Raw genomic sequence first — 19030 nt, 5'->3', positions numbered from 1 at the left:
TCCCCGTGATGAAATAATGGTAGAGACAAACACTAATAACAGAATGAATGGGATACAAAGTAATTAATTAAAAAGAATCCATAGTGACTCTCATCAAAATGGATTCCATATCAACCTATTATTACGCTTTAAAAATAATCACTAATGGAGCTAAAAATCACCTCAAGAAGTAGTAGGCCATGTAATCAAATTAGTTCTTTCTTTATACTAGTTCTCCTCAACCGAAACCGGTACAAACTCAAACTTTGTCACGTCAACAAGCCCCATGTCTGTTATCTTTAATGTTGGAATAACGGCTAAAGACATAAAGCCTAACGTCATGATTGGATCTACATCATCCGATATGCCTAGAACTTCTCGTGCTGCTTTGTTTACTATGGTTTGCTCCGCTGCTACTTCTTCACCTGATAAATTACTCATCAATCCACCTACTGGAAGTGCCATTCTGGAGATGACTTCACCATTGTTAACTAAGACGACACCACCATCTTGTTGTTTTAAATTCTCAATGACGATGGCCATATCCGCATCATTCGTTCCTGTGACAATCAAATTATGGGAATCATGGGCAATAGAAATTCCAATAGCACCTCTTTGAATACCGTAATCCTTAAATAAACCAATAAACACATTTCCCGTATTGTTATGTCTCTCCACAACAGCGATTTTTGCGACTGGTTTTGCAGGATTGTATATAAACTCTCCCGTCTCATCCCGTTCAACCTCTACAATTGCTTCATTCGTCAATGCCTCTGTTGGGACATATTGAATCGCTCTTGCTTTATTAGAAGTTAATTGCAAACGTAGCTTTTCAATCGAAAAATCACCGATATGGACACTAGATTGCACAGAAGAAGTATCTGCTTTCGTATATGGAAGTACATATTCTCCTTTATCTGCTACTAGTTCCCCATTAATATACGTCTGTTCTACTACCAAATTGTCAAGATCTTGAAAAATAACCAAATCTGCTCTCAATCCTGGTGCTACTGCTCCACGATCATGTAACTGGCAGCATGTTGCCGTATTGATCGTCGCCATCTGAATTGCAGTAATTGGATCCATGTTTTCTTCGATACAAATACGGATGGAATTGTCTAGGTGCCCCTTTTCTAAAAGCGTCTTTGCTTGTACATCATCTCCGCATAAACAGCAGCGATGCGCATTCTGCGGTGTAACTCCTTTTAACAATGTACGCAAATTATGTGTAATAGTCCCTTCTCTTAAGAAAACATACATCCCTCTTGAAATACGAGCTTGTAATTCCTCTACAGTGGAGCATTCGTGGTCATTTTCAACACCAGCAGCGACATATGCATTTAGTTCCTTACCACTCACCATTGGACTATGTCCATCAATTCGTTTATTTAAATTTCTAGCAACTAATAATTTATCGATAACACTATCTTGGGCTTGTATCACCCCAGGAAAGTCCATAAATTCAGCAAGTCCTGCTGCTTTCCCCTCCTCCAAAGGAGCCACCATATCCGATGCTGTTAACACAGCACCAGCGTTTTCCATATTGGTAGCAGGTACACAGGAAGGTAGCATATATTGAATATCTAATGCAGTATGCTTTGCCGCCTCAATCATATAATCCAATCCTTTTAGCCCCGCTACATTCACGATTTCATGAGGGTCTGCCATTACGGTAGTTGTTCCATGTGGTACAAGTAATCGGCCAAACTCTTCTGGGGTCACATAAGACGATTCTACATGGATGTGCGGGTCAATAAAACCAGGTGCAATGTACTTCCCTTCTAAATCAACCGTTTCCTTCCCCTCATATGCTTCACCAATCCCGGCAATCTTTCCATCTATAATCGCGACGTCACCATGTAGGATACTGCCTTGATAAACATCGATAATTTTCCCATTTTTTAACACAAGATCCGCAACCTCGCGACCTGCTGCAACATTTATCAATTTTGTTAGCTCACTTTTTTTCAATTTTTCTTCCCCCATCTCTGAATTTGGATCCAATCTGTCTTTAGAAAAAATTAGAAAAACTAGCATTCACTCTTCTTTTAACGGGCGTAGTAGTGTTTCTTATGCTTTCAAGAAAAATTTTGTACTTTCCTATCTACAAAAAAAGCTCGGAAGACTACTACACTCTATAATCTACGAGTATAGCAATACCTCCGAGCCTTTTATGCCTGAAAAGATAGTAATAGATATGTAAATCTGTTACTATGTAATGCTACTCATAGTCAGTTCATTTACGGTAAACTGGTAGAAACTCGCAAGCCATATTCTTGCTATTATATGAGTGAATAGATGTATGCAATTATTAGTATTATAGCACTCCGTAATTAGATTTCAATAGAAAAATTCTTTCGATAACTAATTCCACGGATATATAAAAAAACCATACCGAACGAATTTCAGCATGGATTTTTTAAGTTGATAAATTTATTATTGAGCTGTATAGCCACCATCAACAATTAAGCTATTACCAGTCATGAAACTAGAATCATCACTTGCCAAGTATAATACAGCTTTTGCCATTTCTTCTGGTTTACCTAAACGCTTCATTGGTGTTGAATTAGTTAGGAAGCCTCTATCTGTTTCACCTAAGATTGGTGTATCAATAAATCCTGGGCATAATGCATTGACACGGATATTACGATCTGCATATTCTAATCCAAGAGAACGAGTTAAGTTAACCACTCCACCTTTTGCCGCATTATATGCTGCACTACCAGGCGATCCAACCCAACCATACATAGAAGCTGTATTGACGATAACACCACTACCTGCCTTCAAGAACTCTTTAATTGCTGCTTGTGCAACTAAAAATACACCGTCTAAATCAACTTCTACTGTTTTTCTCCATTCAGCATACGTTAATTCTTCTGTAGGTTTTACAGCACCGATACCAGCATTATTAAAGAGAATATCTACTTTACCAAAGGTTGATAATGTTTTATCATAGATATTTTTTACATCGTCTTCACTCGTTACATCCGCTTTTACGAAGATAGCCTCAGTGCCTTCCGATTTTAATTCTGCTTCAAACGTAGTTCCTTTTTCTTCATTAAAATCTACTAACACTAATTTTGCCCCTTCAGCAGCAAACAAGCGCGCTGTTGCAGCCCCAATTCCAGATACGCCACCAGTGATGATTGCTACTTTATCTTGTAGTTTCCCCATAATCCATTCCTCCTGTTATAATGTATTTAGACAATTATTTATTTAAATGCTTACAATTTAATTGTAGTACGTAACTTTTTGCTATCCAACCATCAATACTGTCCTTATTGTCTATTAGGCAGACATATTATACGTAACTGTCTATTAGTTATACAGATATTAGTAAACTGTTTATTACAGGGGGTATCGTAATGACTGAACTGCTCTCCACTCCACGTAAAAACCGAACTAAAGAACATTTCCAATTAGCACTTATTGCGTTAATCAAAGAAAAGGGCTTCCAGCATGTCACAATCAAAGATATTGTGGAATACGCCAAATATAACCGAAGCACCTTCTACACCCATTATCGTGATAAATATGAGTTGGCAGAGGATTTACTAGAGACAATGCTTCTCGGATTAGAAGAAGCAGTCGGGAAACCGTTTCAATCTAAACAAAAGATAAGTACCGTTCATCTCACTAAAAGTTCTTTTAATATTATTTCCTATATTTATGAGAATGGTAACTTCTTTGAATTGATTACCTATCAAGATACGATTCCAGAATTGCATACAAGATTTCCGCAAACCATTCTAAAAATCTATCAAGACCAGTTCCAATTCGAAACTATAGACCATTTACCAGTAGATATGGATTACTTTACACGTTATACGGCGTATGGATTTTATGGGCTAATATCCCACTGGATAAATACAGAATTTGAGGCTTCTCAGGAAGAGTTTATTGAGGAGGTTATCCGGTTAGCACAGACGCATATAGCTTCCGTTCGATTTGTTGGGACGGATTAGTTAACATACGGCTATTAAATCGAATTATTATTCTATTTTCCACAGTACCCTAACTTCTAGTGTACAGAATAAAAAAGCTCGGGAAGAATGACTACACTCTAAATTCTACGAGTATAACCATTTTTCCGAGCCTTTCATGCCTGAAAAGATAATAATAGAGTGACGATATAATGCTACTCATAGTCAGTTTATTTGCGGTAAACTAGTAGAAAAACAAGCCATATTCTTGCTACTATATGAGTAAATAGGTACAATTAATTGTTTATTATAGCACGCCAAAGTTAGAATTCAATCCATAACCTGTTTCTCTACGTATCCTTTGATTCATTTTCTCTCAAACGATGATGATTAGTAGTAGTGACACCTGCAATATGGATACGAACACCTTTCTTAATTGGAGAAGCTAAAAATCCAACCAGTGCACCAATTAAAAATAGTAAAGATGACAAGATAATAATTTCCCTTTTCCTCATTCATAATCCCCCCTACATGCTTTTGATAAAACAGCCTATTTATATCATAAGATAACTCGAGAACAAAGGGTAATAGTTATTTGCCACTAAGGCACTATCCCTACTTAACTAGATCATGCTTAAAGGCATAAATTACTGCCTGTGTCCGGTCCTGAACCCCAAGCTTGCCAAGAATATTACTTACATGCACCTTCACCGTCTTTAGTGCAATAAATAGTTCATCGGCAATTTCTTGATTGGATTTACCTTGCGCGACTAGCAGAAGAATTTCCATTTCCCGATCGGTTAATTGATCATGAAGATGTGTGACAGGCTTTTCACGCATTTTAGTCATAATCTTTCCCGTTACTTCTGGCTCTAGGACGGATTGTCCTTGGTAAGTCGAGCGAATCGCTTTAGCTATTTCCTCCGCTCTCGATGTTTTTAGCATATAGCTTGTCGCACCCGCTTCTAATGCCGGATATACTTTCTCATCATCAAGAAAACTAGTGACGATGATAATTTTTGCTTCTGGCCATTGTTCTATAATTTGTTTCGTTGCTTCAATTCCGTCCATTTCCTTCATTACTAGATCCATTAGGATGATATCTGGCCTAAGCTCTAACGCAAGCTTAACAGCAGGGGCACCGTCGCTCGCCTCAGCAATCACTTCAATATCTGGCTGAGCAGAGAGATAAGATGTTACACCAATTCTTACCATTTCATGATCATCTGCGAATAAGACTTTAATCACCATGTTCACCTTCCTTCCGTATAATAGGAACCTTCACTTCTAACTGTGTTCCTTGGTTTGGTAATGAAATAATTTTAATCGTTCCACCGACTTCTAATGCACGTTCTTTCATATTCTGTAGGCCATATGACCCTGTTTTTACTGTATTCATATCAAATCCAACACCATTATCCTTTACCCGCAGAATCGCTATATTATCTCGCTTTATTAGCATCACGTAAAGAGTTGTTGCCTTTGCATGTCTTAATGTATTGGATACCGATTCTTGTAAAATACGGAATAATTGATCCTCCACCCCTTTATCAAGCTGGAAATCCTCTGCCTTCCAGGAGATGTCCATCGGAACCTTTTGTATAAGCTCCTTTAACAGTTCTTCTACACCTTCCAGAAGTGATTTTCCTTTTAGTGCTACAGGTCGTAAATGGAGCAGCAATGCCCGCATTTCTAGCTGGGATTGTTGAATCATGTTTTCAACTAGTCTAAGTTGCTTTTTTATTTTGCTATCTAATTCGATTGCCGTATCATTTATGGCAGACATCATCATCGAGGCAGCAAATAATTCCTGACTAACTGAATCATGTAGCTCCCTTGCTAAACGATTACGCTCTTGGACAACAATTTCTTGTAAGCTTTGTTCTCTCTCTTCCGCGCGCTTTGTCGCAAGGGTTTGGAAATGCTCCGCTTGCTTATTTATCTTTTCTTGTAATTGCTTTATTTTCTGTTCTAATCTTTTTAATTCCTTGTACGAATCCGTATCTATATCAGTATGTTGACCTTTGATTACGTTATCCAGCTTTCGCTCAACATATTGAATTCGTTGCTTCCAATACCAACCAATCGAGATTCCCAAAATCGCCCCAGAGATTGTTGCAATTCCAAGGACGGTCAGAAGAAAGGACACATCACCAATTTGCTTTTCCCAAAGCATGGACCAACTAAATTCATCCTGTAAGAAAAAGGTTAACCCTACCGAGAGTACTACTAATACTAAACTATACATAATCCCGATCATCATATGGCGAAGTACTGTCATCATATGCGCTTCACCTCGATATCACCGGAAAATATAGAGGTTATAATTTTCACTCTAGGATAGGTGGAATCATAATGTTCTGTTTGGAATAAGAGTGACTTATTCACCAGTTTCATATCTTTCTCATCAAAGATGTGTGCCCTACCAAATACCGAGCTATGATGAATACTAACCTCTACTTCATAAGGAACATAAATCTCGATATTGCCAACTAAATGACGGATAGAGATTACCGCTGTATCATTAGGAAGTACCGTATTACTCAGGTCGATCACCCGATCTCCAATCCCACCATGAATATTAACATCTCGCCATTGATAAGCCATATCTTCTGTTTGCATATCATCAAAGAGCTTATTTTGAAAAAGTGGCTTCATTTTAATGAGCTTATCATTATTAATGACATGGTTAGGGAGAGTCGGTTTTAAGCTTTTACTATTTTTTGACTCATAATAATCTTTAAGCCACAGTACAATTACCACGACAATCAGAAAACGAACTGCCCATAGGTTTAAAATACAGAAAACAAACGAGACGATAAAAATCCAAAATAGAACCTTCCCCCATAAATGCTGGAAGTTTTTCCATCCTATATAAGCAAATATAGCGGAAAATATAGCAGGTATAACAGCCCCACCAAAATGGAAGATAATTTCCAAAATAAGGAGGATTACTCCTACGATCATAATCCAGTTGAGTGTATCTGTTTTTAATTTCTTGAACATAGCAGGAATCCCCCCTATCAACTCACACAGGCCCAATTGCTTGGGCCTGTGTCATGAGTATACCATTTTTAATGCGTTTTTGCGCATTTCAATTAATTCGCTTTTTCCTTTTCCTGCATTTCTTTTTCTAATTTAGCAATCTTACTATCAAATGTGCTCTTATAATAAGCACTATTGACCATGTATTCCAGGTTGTCAATGTAACGTTCCATTTCAGCGAACTTAGAGAATGGTTTATCAGATACCTCTTCCATCACGCGATTAATTTGATGATTGGCATGAAGAACATTCTCACGTCCCATCAATTCCATCCGACGAAGGCGCATATCTTTAACCCGGTGCTTCATTTCTTCATATTTTTGCTCCAGCTCTTCTAATTGCTCCATTGCTTCCTGGCGAGATGCCTTCATTCTTTCCGCACGCGCTTGATATTCTTCCTTTTCCTTTTGTGCAAAAGCATGCATTTGCTCCTCGCCCGCTTTTTCAGCAATAAAAGCCTGCTTTTCACGTTTCTCAGCCATTTCCGCTGCTTTCAAATATTCCCTTGAAAACTCATCCTTCAACTTATATTGACGCTCAATTAATTTACGCACCTTCTCTACCTCTTGTTCTGCTTGGCGTAAATATTGATTTAACGTTGAAACTGGGTTTTTCTTCTCCTTTTTGTCCAGTAAATCATGTAAATCCGCTTCTATAGAATCTTTAATCCGTGTGAAAACATTTGTCATAATAAGTTCTCTCCTTTTATTTTTGAATTGTAGTCTGAAGGCGTATGTGCTGGTTTTCCGGGATATCTTTCTTGCTTTCAGGCTCATGCTCCAAGCTCCACCACTTATCCATAAATCTTAATTATTCAAATCTGCCCATTGGCGTTCAAAGTTTGTAAATGGATCACCGTCATCAGTAGGAATAACGGGGGAATCTCCATCTTTTTTCCAGTTTTTCACTATCCAATACAATGCAAATGCAGCTGCAATTCCAATGACAGAGTAAATATTGGTAAAGCCGATTCCTAGAATAATGAGCCCTAGAATAATCCAACCAATTTTAGCTGCAACTGAATCACTCTTCACGAACTTTTTGAAGACGATATATAGCAACCAAACACTAAGACCTAATAAAACCATTGGACCTAGGTTAACTAATAATACAAGTAGGGCAACTAGCCCTCCTACAAACAACATAAATTTTCTCATCTGATTGCCTCCTTTCTTTATCATGAGTTAAGTTTACCGAGAAAAAGGATTTTGGATAATGAGCCTCAGCTATATTTTGAACTAGGTCTAGGGGCTTATTTTGGTATAGGGCTTATAAACAAGAAGAGGCAACCCTAAAGATGTGAACCTTTAGAATTGCCTCTAATACATTTGTAAACTTTTTCTTCTTTCTCCTTGGCATAAAACAGTCTTTTCTCTTCTCTCCCGAAACAAAAATTCATAAACTTCCCATTAAAACAAAGCCCCAAATAAAACTATTTGGGGCTAAAGGGGGATCTAACTCTCTCCTAAACCATCCCCAACTATCTCTATTAAACTAATTTGACTCTGATTCAAAAAACGTACTGGATATCCACTTGTACCGAGACCGCTATCGACGTACAAAAACTGCCCCTGGCCCAAGTCGAATATTCCTTTCTCCCACCTTGGAAAAAGACTTCTTTCTGGGCCTACAACAGCCCCAATGATAGGGAGCCTAATTTGACCTCCGTGTGTATGCCCACTCAAAATTAAATCAGCTGGTATCACATTGTACTTATCGACAGTACTCGGTGAATGGGAAAGTAATATCGTATACTGATTATCCTTTATACCAGCAAATGCCTGGCTTAGATTTTCATGATCGGTGGATGCATTATCAACGCCCACTACATTAATTACGGTGTTATCCTTTGTAAATGTGATGTTTTGATTATCTAAGATAGTAATGCCCCGATCACGAACTCCGCACAAAAATCTCCCTACATTTTCGTTAGCCAATTCATGGTTTCCAGTTACGAAAAACACATGGGGATGAGCTCGTTTTATTTTCTCCATAAAGACATACACATTTGTAAAATCATCTGTATTCCGACTGATAAAATCTCCGGTCAATACTATCATATCAGCATTTGCGTTTTTTACTGTCGTTATCAACTTTTCATACTGATCTGGATAAACCTTATTGTGAAGGTCTGTTATTTGTAAAATCGATACTTTCGTTTTCACCGGAACTTTTTTCGTTCGAAATTGGACTCTATTTACTTTAAATACATTCGTATCGAAATAGGCCTTCCCCAGTGCCCCAAAGAATAATAATAGATGGAAAATCCATAGGAACCGTTTTATACTGTTGACACTCTTCCGCTTTCTTCTTTGCATTACGTTCCATCCTTATCACATATACATTTCAACTAATTCTATACATCTATTCTTTGTCATCTCCATAAGCTTAGATGTATAAGCAAAGGATTCCATTGAGCCACCTTTGTAGTTAGCTGCCTCCGCTTCTGCCACTTCATCACGTAAAACAATCCAATTACGCTGTTCTTCTCTTAAGGTTTGCATTACTTCATCAGAAAGCTGACTTTGTAAGATACCGTATAATTCATTTAAGGTATTATCCCATGCTTTATACATTTCTCCTGCTGCTTCCTCCATATCGACTTGTGTACCCGTCTCTATGATTTCACGCTGCGCTGCTAGGCTAGCTTCTACTACTGCTAGTTTTCTGACGTATTCTGCTTTCGTTACTACCTTCTCTTCTTGAGCACTTACAGATCCATTCCCTTGCTCCTCATTCGTATCAGCATTCCCTTCTGGTTCTTGTTCTTCCTTCGTTTCCACATCCGCATCATCTGATAAAGGATTATCCTTCACCATATCTGATTCTGATTGTTCTACAGTTGAATTAGAACAACCTACTAGAATGAGTAATGGTATCATTAGTAACAATAATTTTCGCATGTCATGCTGCCTCCAATTCATTGATTCCCAAATAGTATATCAAATAATTGGTAAAAAGTTACCAAATGTTATGCGTGCAATAATCTCGAAGGCTTGTGACGTTTAGCGTTCCAATGTTGGATGGATTGGAGAATAAAGCCATTAGCACGATCATTTTTCTCCAATGCCTCTTTTGTCCTTTTATGATATTCAGTAGAAGGATTTACAGGATACTCACCACAAATATCAACACCGATAATAGATTTAGTGCGATAGAGTGCCTTTACCATGCCCATCATTTGCTTTAGTCGGAGTGTCCCATGATCCCATGCAGTCAAAGCCTCCTCCTGAAGAAGAACATCCTTATCCATGCTGATATAAATAGATTTAGTTGGTAGATTAGTTAAGATAGATTTGATAATCGTTGGTAGGTTAGATTGGAGTGAGTGTTCCGTATAGACTGCTACTTTGTTCTGTACGTCTTTCGGGATATGGAGATAGGCGTCTTCACTCACACCAATGATAAATACCTTCTTCAGCATGGGAAGATTATGAATGGACTCCAGAACCCATGAGCCACAAGAAATCAGGCTCTCGCTTGGAGCTGGAAGTGTATCTGTATGATGATCAAATAACACTAATGTATAGGGCTCATTGATCTGGGATTGTAGAATATACGAGATATAATGATAGTTTCCACTACCTAAATAATGAATGTTGCTGCTTGGATGATTCCTTATCCTATCCGCCAGTTCCCATAAGACAGCTTTTTCACAGAACAAACTAATATTCCGCATATATTCCAAATCGATCGATGTATAATTGCTTCTTAGATAGAAAGATTGTCTACGATAAGTCCCATCGAAGTTCCATAAGGTTACACTGCTTTCCATATTCATTCCTCCATGTTCACTAGTAACCTAATCATTTGGTAGATATGATAACCTATTATATTCTTTTTACCGCTTCCTTTCCATCCCTTAAATCCACCATTTTTTGATGCCTTTCCTTAATGCGGATGCATTTATTTAAGTGCAAAAAGATATGTCTCGTAGCAGGCATTAATACCAACCCTGCTATTGTTTTTTTACTCCAGTACTCCGCCAACCAGGTAGAATCCTCTGCTACTGCTTTTTCCGTAAACAACCGGTTGATTCGATCTGATTCAACCTTCAACCTGAATTGTCCGGCTTCCAATTGCGATATGATTTCTTGGGTATGTTTGCCTACAGCTTGTCTATATAATAGTAGGGCCTTAAAATCGATTTCCTTACTTAATTTTGCAATATCCGCTTCACTCATATCATTTCCCGAATGTTCAAATGGGATATGAAGTTGCTCCAGCCAATTTGCTGTGCTGAGTACTTGCTTTCTACCTGCCACTAAAATATTCATCGTCATATCTTCAATACGGGTAACATGCCATAAATGCCACGCAATGGAATTTTTTGTATCTGGTCTTTTCACAGGGTACTTCCGAAATGTTGACTCTGTTAAATCATCTAATAACGCAGCTGCTAGGCTTTCCTGATTGGAAATTGTATGTAAAAGCGAATGTTGGGTAAGAAATAGTTGAACTGCCTCCTCATGCTTTTCAGGTCTTCTTAGCATTTCTTTTAGCGTTTTGTGGTTTGCATTCCAAGCCTTCCGCTCAGTCTTGTCCATAGTTGGTAATACCCCCATTTTATTAATCTATCAGTTTAATAAATAGAATATGTTGAACTCTAGTATAGTATGTTCAGTCAAAATAAACAAAAAACTTACAATAGTCTGTTATACTAAACATACAAATAAGCTGATAAAGGAGCTATAAAATGATTCGAACTCCGGAATCCCTATTTGAAAACATTGCTCAGGATCATGAAGTATTGCAATTGTTTAAGCATCACTCTTTACGGGTTATGTATCTATCAGCCATGCTTGCAAAAGAAGCTGGTTGTTATGATGATGATTTGCGAGTTGCAGCATTTTTACATGACATCGGAAAAATTGGTATAGCAAAAGAAATATTATTGAAACCTGGAAAGTTAAATCCAATTGAGAGAACCATAATTGAAAGTCATAGCCATATTGGTAACCTGATCATTCGAAAAGAGCTAGGTAAAACGCGAGCAGCTGCATTTATTCGAGACCATCATGAAAATTGGGATGGGACAGGATATCCGAGAAGATTAGTTGGAGAAGAAATCTCGATTCAAGGGAGAATTATTAGAATCTGTGATTCCTTTGATACGATGACTTACGATGAGAGAAATTACAAGCTAACGAAAATGTCCCATGATGAGGCTTTTGAAGAATTAACAAGATGCGCATGGACTCAATTTGACGGGAATTTAGTAGAAATGTTCATTCATTTGTTAACGGAGTTAGAGCTACCAGAGAACTGGTATGATACGTATAATATCAATTTTATCGAAAAAATGTATAAGCCATTCGATACGCCTTCAGATTTTTTATAATAGCTAGATTAAAGTATGTAGAGCGAACAAAACCATTTGTTCGCCCTACTTTTATTACCACTATAGTCGCTTTAATGCATCTTCAACTGGTGTATGCCCAGACATAATTTCTAATGTCTTCCGGTACGTCTTTTCCTCATCTAATGCTGCGACCACTGTCCTTGCTACATCCTCACGCGGTATTGATGTTTTTTGAATTTCCTCGCCAACTGCAATTTTCCCTGTACCAGGTTCATTGAGTAGCAGTCCTGGACCTAGGATGGTATAGTTTAAATCGCTTGCTACAAGCATTCTGTCTGCATAATGTTTAGCCACCATGTATGGTTTAATCGGACTATCTTTCCACGATTCACGGTCATATGCTTTATAAGCACTAACCATAATATATCGATTGATTCCAGCCTTTTCAGCTGCTTCCATCGACTTCACCGCACCATCTAAATCAACGAGCAATGTTTTATCTGGACCAGTGTGTCCACCAGATCCAGCCGAAAAGATTACCGCTTCAGAACCTCGCATCACTTCTGCAAGCTCCTCTACACTCTCTTCCAAATTCGCTATAGCCGCCTTCACACCAGATGCTTTCAATTGCTCTGCCTGCTCCTCGCTACGAACCATAGCAGTTAACTCGTGCTTATTACTTTCTTGAAGGAACTTCACAATATGTTTTCCAACCTGACCATTTGAACCGATAAGAAATACTTTCATGTTTGAAAACTCCCTTCACTATGGATAGTTATATTGTTTCAAAAGAAGGCAGTTTTATCAAAGATATTGCTTTCGTATTACGCTCTATTAAAAACTTCCTGATAATTTTAAAAAATATTATGAAAAAAATTTTAAAGCATGTTACATTCGAAATGTACCAAATAATATATGAGGAAAGGAAGAATTAGTAATGGAATATAAAATAGAAACCCTCCCCAATTATCGGATTGCTTATAAGAGGCGGATTGGTCCATATGGACCCGAAAATATTAACGTGATGACTGAATTAAAAGGTTGGGCTAGTGCGAGAAATCTTCTTCAATCATCTATTCTGTATGCAGTCCCATTAGACAATCCAGAGTCTACAAAACCTGAAGACTGTCGATTTGATGCTTGCATCGTAATCGATAACGATTACCCATTAGATAATACAATTAGCGAACGTGACCTCCTTGGTGGAAGATACCTTATGTTTAAAATCAGGCATACAACGGAAGCAATACAAGAGGCATATACTAAGCTGCATACTTGGATACAAAAAAGTGGATATCAGATGGATAACAAACCGATTATGGAACGATACAAAGCGGACCTATTGAAAAACCATTACTGTGAAATATGCGTGCCAATTAAATAGTAGCTTGGGAGGTTTGTCTTCACTTAACTAGATGACCTCCATGTAATAAGAAGATTTTTTACCCTTGCATTACAAGATAGCATATGTTATTCTACACATATACTTTGTATTGCAAGGTATTTTTTAAATCCTACAACCCTTGTATTACAATATAGCAAAGGAGGTCACGTAATATGTCAACAACCCAAATGCTAAAAGGCATTTTAGATGGTTGTATTCTTGCAATCATAAAAGATAAGGAGGTATACGGTTACGAACTAGCCGAAAAGCTTGAGGAATACGGCTTTCAATCCTTCGGTGAAGGTACCATATATCCATTATTAATGCGTATGCAGAAAGAAAAGCTGGTCACCTCCACATTAAGAAAATCCACAGCTGGACCTCGCAGGAAATATTATTCTTTGACGCCTAAGGGCGAACTGGAACTGGCAGAGTTTATGGAGCGTTGGGACTACTTACAGTCCAATGTAAACAGAGTACTTAAACATGAATTCAAAGGAGAAGATAACCATGCATGAACTATCAAACAAAAGCAAGACCTTCATAGAAGATCTACGGGTTTATTTATTTTCTAGTGGAAAGAAGTCCAAAGAAATCGAAGCGATTATAGAGGAATTGGAAACACATTTAATTGAAGCAGAAAAAAGAGGAAAACCTATTGAAAAAATAGTTGGTAACTCCCCGAAGGAATATATGCAGATGATTGCCGATGAAATGAAGATCGACTTACGGTCATGGCTAAAATACATCTTTATGATCATCGTTGGCTCATTCTCTTTTACTATTTTTAAAGATGCATTAGCAGGGGCAGGTTCGTTATCCTATTCCATACTAGAAATAATTGGTCATATCGTAATTGCAGGAATTTTTATTGTCACTCTTTTTCTAGCATTTCGATATATCGCTAGTCATTATCTTTCAAACCTGAACCAGTTTCTCTTGTTACTGATTGTAACGTTAGTCCCTATCGGATTGTATGTTGGGTTAATTTTTCTTAATCGCTCAGTAGAAACTCCAGTTATGGAAATTGGACAAACTGGGACAATGATTATAACAGGAATAATGGTGTTATTTATCATTTGCCTTTCCATTTGGGCTAAAACAGCAATTCTAATTGCAATTGTTGCCTTACTTGTTTTACCAGATTATTTACTTAGTAAAACGGCATTAGATGCTGAAATGCAACTAATCGCAAGTAACATTATCTTAATAGTTGGGATAGGTATTTATGTATGGATTAATAATCTTAAATATAAGCATAGCTAATTGAACAGCAAACGGGAAGGTTCCATGTCTATGGGAACTTCCTCTTTTTCTCTATCCAAGTAAATTTTGCTGTATAGACAGAAACCTTATAACAAAGCATAAACTATATATTGTCAATCAAGGGGAGTCTTACATGAAAATCCGGTTTGGTTATGTTGCAAACGCACTTGGCTTATGGGATGCTAGCCCTTCTAAAACACTGACCTTTAAACGATATTCTGCTCTTCCTAAGCATGAACGGCTAGCTACATTACAAGCAGTCACAGCACAGAATTTACAGCACACGAAGCGAATTCTATACTATAATATTGCACACGAAATTGAGCTCTATCGTTTCTCAAGTATGCTTGTCCCTTTGGCTACACATCCCGATGTACGCTGGGACTTCATTACGCCCTTTAAGAATGAGTGGGAAGAATTAGGTCAACTAATCAAGAGATACAAGATACGAACAAGCTTCCATCCCGGACAATATACCCTCTTTACCAGTCCAAGAAAGGAGGTTACGTTAAATGCAGCGGCGGATATAGAGTATCATTATAAAATGCTTGAAGCAATGGATATCCTAGAAACATCCATTATGAATATTCATATTGGTGGTGCATATGGAGATAAAGAGCATAGTTTAGTGAGATTTCACAAAAATTTAAGGAGTCTGCCTGATGACATTAAATATTTCATGACACTAGAGAACGATGACAAAACCTATAATATCAAGGAAACATTAGATGCTTGTGAAAAAGAAGAGATTCCGATGATCCTGGATTACCATCATTACATGGCCAATAAAGGGGACGCCGAACTGGAAGACTATTTAACTCGGGTTTTTAATACTTGGAATCACCGAGACATTCCGCCAAAAGTACATATCTCTTCACCAAAATCAGAATCAGCCTTTCGTTCACATGCTGATTATGTTGATGTTGAATTTATACTTCCATTTTTAAAAATCGCAAAGGCCCTAAATCGAGACTTTGACATCATGATCGAAGCAAAACAAAAGAATCTTGCTATGCTTCAATTAGTTGATGATATTGCCAAAATCCGTGGAGTAAAGCGAACCTCAGGAGCCTCGATAGTTTGGTAATATATCTAATTTAACTGGGATTATATTGGTTACTTCCTGGGCGTTTTTTTATTTCATTCCAGGCCTCAATCGCCTTTTCGCGACTTTTCCCTTGATTTTTTGGATCAGCATAATAATCACGAATAAACCGATTATATTCAAATTGAGGTGCAATTTCCTTTTTATAGGAAGGGTCTTTCTTTCGTTCTTCCTCTTCATACCAAGCTTCTACTGCATCACGATATGTATTACCGACATTCGTCTTAAAATAGTTTTGAATATGAGTAGAGAAATGAAAATTGGGAATAATCGTCTTAAAGAATGCTCTGACAGTTTGACTACAACGGTGATTTTCTGTAATAACTGTTTCTAGAGATAGCTGGGAACTGAGGACTCCCTCTGCCTTTCGTCTCGACTTTCTATCAGGCTTTAGTATCTCCCCTGTACGAAGGAAAGTTTCGATTCGATTGGAAATCTCGAGCTTAGAACCAGTTGCGCTTATCCCATGTTCTCTACAGAATACTTGTAACTCTTCCTTTAGCCAATAAAAATCATTATACCTATCCACATGCAATTTTTTTGATAATTTCGGTCTCAAACTATGCACCTCCACATTCATTATAGAACATTCGTTCTCTTTTAACAATATATTTTTACAAGAGGTGACACATCATGACACTTGTACGACTTGGTTATGTAGCCATGAGCATGGAATTGAAAAACGCATCTCCATCTCAAACAATGACTTTTACGCAATTTCAAAAAATAGCGGACCGAGATGCAGCCATTCGAAAATTAGAACGAATTGCACGCTCAAACCTAACGAATACATTGCGATTACTAAAACATACTGTTGCATCCGAAATCCACTTTTACCGATTAACTTCAAGACTGATTCCACTAGCATATCATCGGGAGCTTTTGGACTGGGATTTTATCATGCCAATAAAAGATTTATTAAAGGAAATTGGTACATATATTCAAGAGCACCAGTTACGGGTCGATTTCCACCCAGATCACTTTGTGTTACTTAACTCCCCTAATAAAGATGTGTTTCACCAATCAATCCTAACCTTGAAAATGCATTATTTGATTTTAAAGGCAATGAAAATAGACCGTACCCATCGCTGTGTTATACACGTTGGGGGCAAATATATGGATAAGGAAAAATCTTTGGAGCAGTTTATAGAAACCTGGATGGATGTTCCAACAGGTATCCAGAAGCTAATTATGTTAGAAAATGATGATACCTCATTTACATTAGAGGATATGCTTTACCTTTGTCAGAAGCTTAATATCCCACTTGTCTTTGACTACCACCACCATCTAGCCCTACATCAAGATTCGAATTGGCAGCGGCACTGGGATAGTATCGTACAGTCATGGGAACATTCTCCACTGCCTATTAAGATGCACATATCTAGTCCAAAAAGTGAGAGAAGTTTTCGTCACCATGCTGATTACATCGATAGCAAGCTCTTTTTTGACTTTTTACATGAAATAAAGGGGTCCATCCCCCAAATTGATTGTATGATTGAAGCAAAGCAAAAGGATAAAGCGCTGTTTAAGCTAATGGAGGAAATTAAAAATCGGGATGATGTTGAAGTGGTTGATGGCTCTTCTTTCAACCTAAAGTAAATTGCCGCTTAAGCAATTTTGGGCATTATTTTTAATATGATGGAGCATATGCTATAGTCTAGAGGAAGGTAGGTAAATACGTTGTTCTCCTTCTACCGTTTTGGAATGGAGTGTAAATGGTGATCAAACATGTAATTTTTGACTTTGACGGAACACTTGTCGATTCACTTGAAGTATTAATATCCAGCTGGAATAGTCTTTGTAAGAAACATAATCTAAAAGAAATAAAGCATCATGAAATACCTGTCCTCAAACAACTTTCACTTAAGCAAAGGATGAAGCATGTAAATTTTTCGATGTTTAAACTACCTATTATCGCACCGAAATTATATAAATTATATCAAGAATCGTTACACGAGCTACGTTTATTTGATGGAATGAAGTCTACCTTACAACAGCTTGATCGTAAAGGCTATAAAACTAGTATCATCTCCTCTAATTCAAGAGATAATATTATCCGTTTCTTAAAACGCAATGAGGTCACAACGATCGAACGTGTCTTATGTTCTAGCAGTATCCTTGGTAAAGATAAGCTCATCGATAAATATCTTAGTGAACATAAGTTACATCCGTCTGAAGTAATTTATATCGGGGATGAACAAAGAGACATCCTTGCCTGTAAAAAATCAGGGATTAAAATTATCTGGGTTGGCTGGGGATATGATTCCATTGAAGCGATTGAAAAGCTAAAGCCCGACTTTCACGCCAAAACGCCAGATGATATTTTAACAATAATATAAGACTTACCCTCAGAGTAGAAGCAGATATATAATCCCTGAGGGTAGCTTTTCTTTCCATTTCCATTTAAAAACACGCTACAACGAAATTCTAGCGTGTTCCGTAAGCCCATCTTCCCATAATCTCTTTAATTTGTTCAATATGCCGTTGTTCATGCAATGGTACTGTCTCAACCCACTGGTGTAAGGAAAGTAAACCAAACCTAGGATGGACAACTGATTTTTCATTTAGTACAGTACAATCTTCCAAGCTATCCATCGTTTCATGTAATTTTTTCCTAGTATTTCTCAACATGTCAACCATCTCTTGCAACTCAAACGGGCCACCACCTGGCTCTACTACCTTTGGTGCATGTGCCTTCTTCGACCGATCTAAAATTAGCTTAATATCTTTCGGATCACTCTTCGTACTGTTATCCTCCCGTAACCCATACTTCACCGCTTTTATCGTTGCAAGTTCGAATAATGCTAGATGATGGCAAACCTGAGCAACGCTCCACTTTTCTTCATTAGGTGTCGCATTAAATTGCTCAAAGCTTAATCCTTCAATCAATCGCAGTAGCGCTCCTCTTGTTTCCTGGAAATAATCTGTAATCACCTGACTCATCATAATCCTCCTTGAAGGCGTCTAGTAAAAGTCCCTTCTTGAATCCATTCTAAAATTTTCAGGGTGACATGATTGCCACCTAC

Annotated in this window: 23 protein-coding genes and 2 riboswitches; of the genes, 8 read left to right on the top strand and 15 right to left on the bottom strand. The window is 37.6% G+C overall.

Annotated features, from left to right (window positions below; translation table 11 throughout):
- Positions 1 to 207: 207 nt before the first annotated feature.
- The gene (ade, locus tag ACSKT4_RS03230) at positions 208 to 1950 is read right to left on the bottom strand and encodes an adenine deaminase (protein ID WP_465822790.1); all 1743 of its coding nucleotides are present in this window, start codon (positions 1948 to 1950) and stop codon (positions 208 to 210) included.
- Positions 1951 to 2187: 237 nt separating this feature from the next.
- Positions 2188 to 2289: riboswitch (purine riboswitch) on the bottom strand.
- A gap of 126 nt (positions 2290 to 2415) precedes the next feature.
- The gene (locus tag ACSKT4_RS03225) at positions 2416 to 3153 is read right to left on the bottom strand and encodes an SDR family NAD(P)-dependent oxidoreductase (protein ID WP_211741930.1); all 738 of its coding nucleotides are present in this window, start codon (positions 3151 to 3153) and stop codon (positions 2416 to 2418) included.
- Positions 3154 to 3344: 191 nt separating this feature from the next.
- Between ACSKT4_RS03225 and ACSKT4_RS03220 the strand changes: the two genes are divergently transcribed.
- On the top strand, positions 3345 to 3944 hold the full coding sequence (locus tag ACSKT4_RS03220) for a TetR/AcrR family transcriptional regulator (protein ID WP_211741931.1): 600 nt from the start codon (positions 3345 to 3347) through the stop codon (positions 3942 to 3944).
- 160 nt (positions 3945 to 4104) lie between these two features.
- Positions 4105 to 4204, bottom strand: a riboswitch (purine riboswitch).
- 48 nt (positions 4205 to 4252) lie between these two features.
- Here ACSKT4_RS03220 and ACSKT4_RS03215 read toward each other — a convergent pair.
- The 10 genes from ACSKT4_RS03215 to ACSKT4_RS03170 all read right to left on the bottom strand — a co-directional run bounded on the left by ACSKT4_RS03215 (position 4253) and on the right by ACSKT4_RS03170 (position 11494).
- Positions 4253 to 4417, bottom strand: coding sequence for a hypothetical protein (locus ACSKT4_RS03215; protein ID WP_211741932.1), 165 nt, complete (start codon positions 4415 to 4417; stop codon positions 4253 to 4255).
- A gap of 100 nt (positions 4418 to 4517) precedes the next feature.
- A complete protein-coding gene (locus tag ACSKT4_RS03210; protein ID WP_339217818.1) occupies positions 4518 to 5150 on the bottom strand; it encodes a response regulator transcription factor in 633 nt (210 codons plus the stop codon).
- Positions 5143 to 6186 carry a sensor histidine kinase gene (locus tag ACSKT4_RS03205; RefSeq protein ID WP_186870823.1) on the bottom strand — a complete coding sequence of 348 codons (1044 nt, stop codon included), beginning with the start codon at positions 6184 to 6186 and terminating at the stop codon, positions 5143 to 5145. Before ACSKT4_RS03205 ends, ACSKT4_RS03210 begins: the two co-directional genes overlap by 8 nt.
- The gene (gene liaF, locus ACSKT4_RS03200; RefSeq protein ID WP_186870822.1) at positions 6183 to 6908 is read right to left on the bottom strand and encodes a cell wall-active antibiotics response protein LiaF; all 726 of its coding nucleotides are present in this window, start codon (positions 6906 to 6908) and stop codon (positions 6183 to 6185) included. Before liaF ends, ACSKT4_RS03205 begins: the two co-directional genes overlap by 4 nt.
- Before the next feature lie 92 nt (positions 6909 to 7000).
- Positions 7001 to 7636, bottom strand: coding sequence for a PspA/IM30 family protein (locus tag ACSKT4_RS03195; protein WP_186870821.1), 636 nt, complete (start codon positions 7634 to 7636; stop codon positions 7001 to 7003).
- Between the two features lie 117 nt (positions 7637 to 7753).
- Positions 7754 to 8104: a lmo0954 family membrane protein gene (locus ACSKT4_RS03190; protein WP_186870820.1), complete on the bottom strand. Its 351-nt coding sequence runs from the start codon at positions 8102 to 8104 to the stop codon at positions 7754 to 7756.
- A gap of 297 nt (positions 8105 to 8401) precedes the next feature.
- Positions 8402 to 9265 carry a metallophosphoesterase gene (locus tag ACSKT4_RS03185; protein ID WP_186870819.1) on the bottom strand — a complete coding sequence of 288 codons (864 nt, stop codon included), beginning with the start codon at positions 9263 to 9265 and terminating at the stop codon, positions 8402 to 8404.
- Positions 9266 to 9280: 15 nt separating this feature from the next.
- A complete protein-coding gene (locus tag ACSKT4_RS03180) occupies positions 9281 to 9850 on the bottom strand; it encodes a lysozyme inhibitor LprI family protein (RefSeq protein WP_211741934.1) in 570 nt (189 codons plus the stop codon).
- A 68-nt stretch (positions 9851 to 9918) separates the two neighbouring features.
- Entirely contained in the window at positions 9919 to 10722 is an 804-nt protein-coding gene (locus tag ACSKT4_RS03175) for an arginase family protein (RefSeq protein WP_186870817.1), read from the bottom strand.
- Between the two features lie 55 nt (positions 10723 to 10777).
- Entirely contained in the window at positions 10778 to 11494 is a 717-nt protein-coding gene (locus tag ACSKT4_RS03170; RefSeq protein ID WP_465822788.1) for a DinB family protein, read from the bottom strand.
- Positions 11495 to 11643: 149 nt separating this feature from the next.
- Between ACSKT4_RS03170 and ACSKT4_RS03165 the strand changes: the two genes are divergently transcribed.
- Positions 11644 to 12288, top strand: coding sequence for an HD-GYP domain-containing protein (locus ACSKT4_RS03165; protein WP_211741937.1), 645 nt, complete (start codon positions 11644 to 11646; stop codon positions 12286 to 12288).
- Between the two features lie 60 nt (positions 12289 to 12348).
- Here the strand turns inward: ACSKT4_RS03165 and ACSKT4_RS03160 are convergent, their stop codons facing one another.
- Positions 12349 to 12996, bottom strand: coding sequence for an SDR family oxidoreductase (locus ACSKT4_RS03160; RefSeq protein WP_186870814.1), 648 nt, complete (start codon positions 12994 to 12996; stop codon positions 12349 to 12351).
- A 190-nt stretch (positions 12997 to 13186) separates the two neighbouring features.
- On the opposite strand from ACSKT4_RS03160, the gene ACSKT4_RS03155 reads away from it, so the two are divergent.
- From ACSKT4_RS03155 to uvsE (ACSKT4_RS03140), 4 genes are all read left to right on the top strand, one after another.
- Entirely contained in the window at positions 13187 to 13633 is a 447-nt protein-coding gene (locus ACSKT4_RS03155; protein WP_465822787.1) for an AraC family transcriptional regulator, read from the top strand.
- A gap of 173 nt (positions 13634 to 13806) precedes the next feature.
- A complete protein-coding gene (locus ACSKT4_RS03150) occupies positions 13807 to 14151 on the top strand; it encodes a PadR family transcriptional regulator (RefSeq protein WP_186870812.1) in 345 nt (114 codons plus the stop codon).
- Positions 14144 to 14899: an HAAS domain-containing protein gene (locus ACSKT4_RS03145; RefSeq protein WP_186870811.1), complete on the top strand. Its 756-nt coding sequence runs from the start codon at positions 14144 to 14146 to the stop codon at positions 14897 to 14899. The genes ACSKT4_RS03150 and ACSKT4_RS03145 overlap by 8 nt, the downstream gene beginning before the upstream one ends.
- Positions 14900 to 15032: 133 nt before the next feature.
- Positions 15033 to 15986 carry a UV DNA damage repair endonuclease UvsE gene (gene uvsE / locus ACSKT4_RS03140; RefSeq protein ID WP_186870810.1) on the top strand — a complete coding sequence of 318 codons (954 nt, stop codon included), beginning with the start codon at positions 15033 to 15035 and terminating at the stop codon, positions 15984 to 15986.
- 10 nt (positions 15987 to 15996) lie between these two features.
- Here the strand turns inward: uvsE (ACSKT4_RS03140) and ACSKT4_RS03135 are convergent, their stop codons facing one another.
- On the bottom strand, positions 15997 to 16563 hold the full coding sequence (locus ACSKT4_RS03135) for a DUF6434 domain-containing protein (protein WP_465822786.1): 567 nt from the start codon (positions 16561 to 16563) through the stop codon (positions 15997 to 15999).
- Between the two features lie 74 nt (positions 16564 to 16637).
- On the opposite strand from ACSKT4_RS03135, the gene uvsE (ACSKT4_RS03130) reads away from it, so the two are divergent.
- Positions 16638 to 17603, top strand: coding sequence for a UV DNA damage repair endonuclease UvsE (gene uvsE, locus ACSKT4_RS03130; protein ID WP_465822785.1), 966 nt, complete (start codon positions 16638 to 16640; stop codon positions 17601 to 17603).
- Between the two features lie 116 nt (positions 17604 to 17719).
- A complete protein-coding gene (locus ACSKT4_RS03125) occupies positions 17720 to 18343 on the top strand; it encodes an HAD-IA family hydrolase (RefSeq protein ID WP_222619071.1) in 624 nt (207 codons plus the stop codon).
- An 88-nt stretch (positions 18344 to 18431) separates the two neighbouring features.
- Here the strand turns inward: ACSKT4_RS03125 and ACSKT4_RS03120 are convergent, their stop codons facing one another.
- Positions 18432 to 18947: a DinB family protein gene (locus ACSKT4_RS03120; protein WP_186870807.1), complete on the bottom strand. Its 516-nt coding sequence runs from the start codon at positions 18945 to 18947 to the stop codon at positions 18432 to 18434.
- Between the last annotated feature and the right edge of the window lie 83 nt (positions 18948 to 19030).

The organism is Ornithinibacillus liuyingii, from assembly GCF_055550225.1.
The sequence above is the reverse complement of the archived record's forward strand: the minus strand, read 5'-3'. Positions and strand labels throughout refer to the sequence as shown.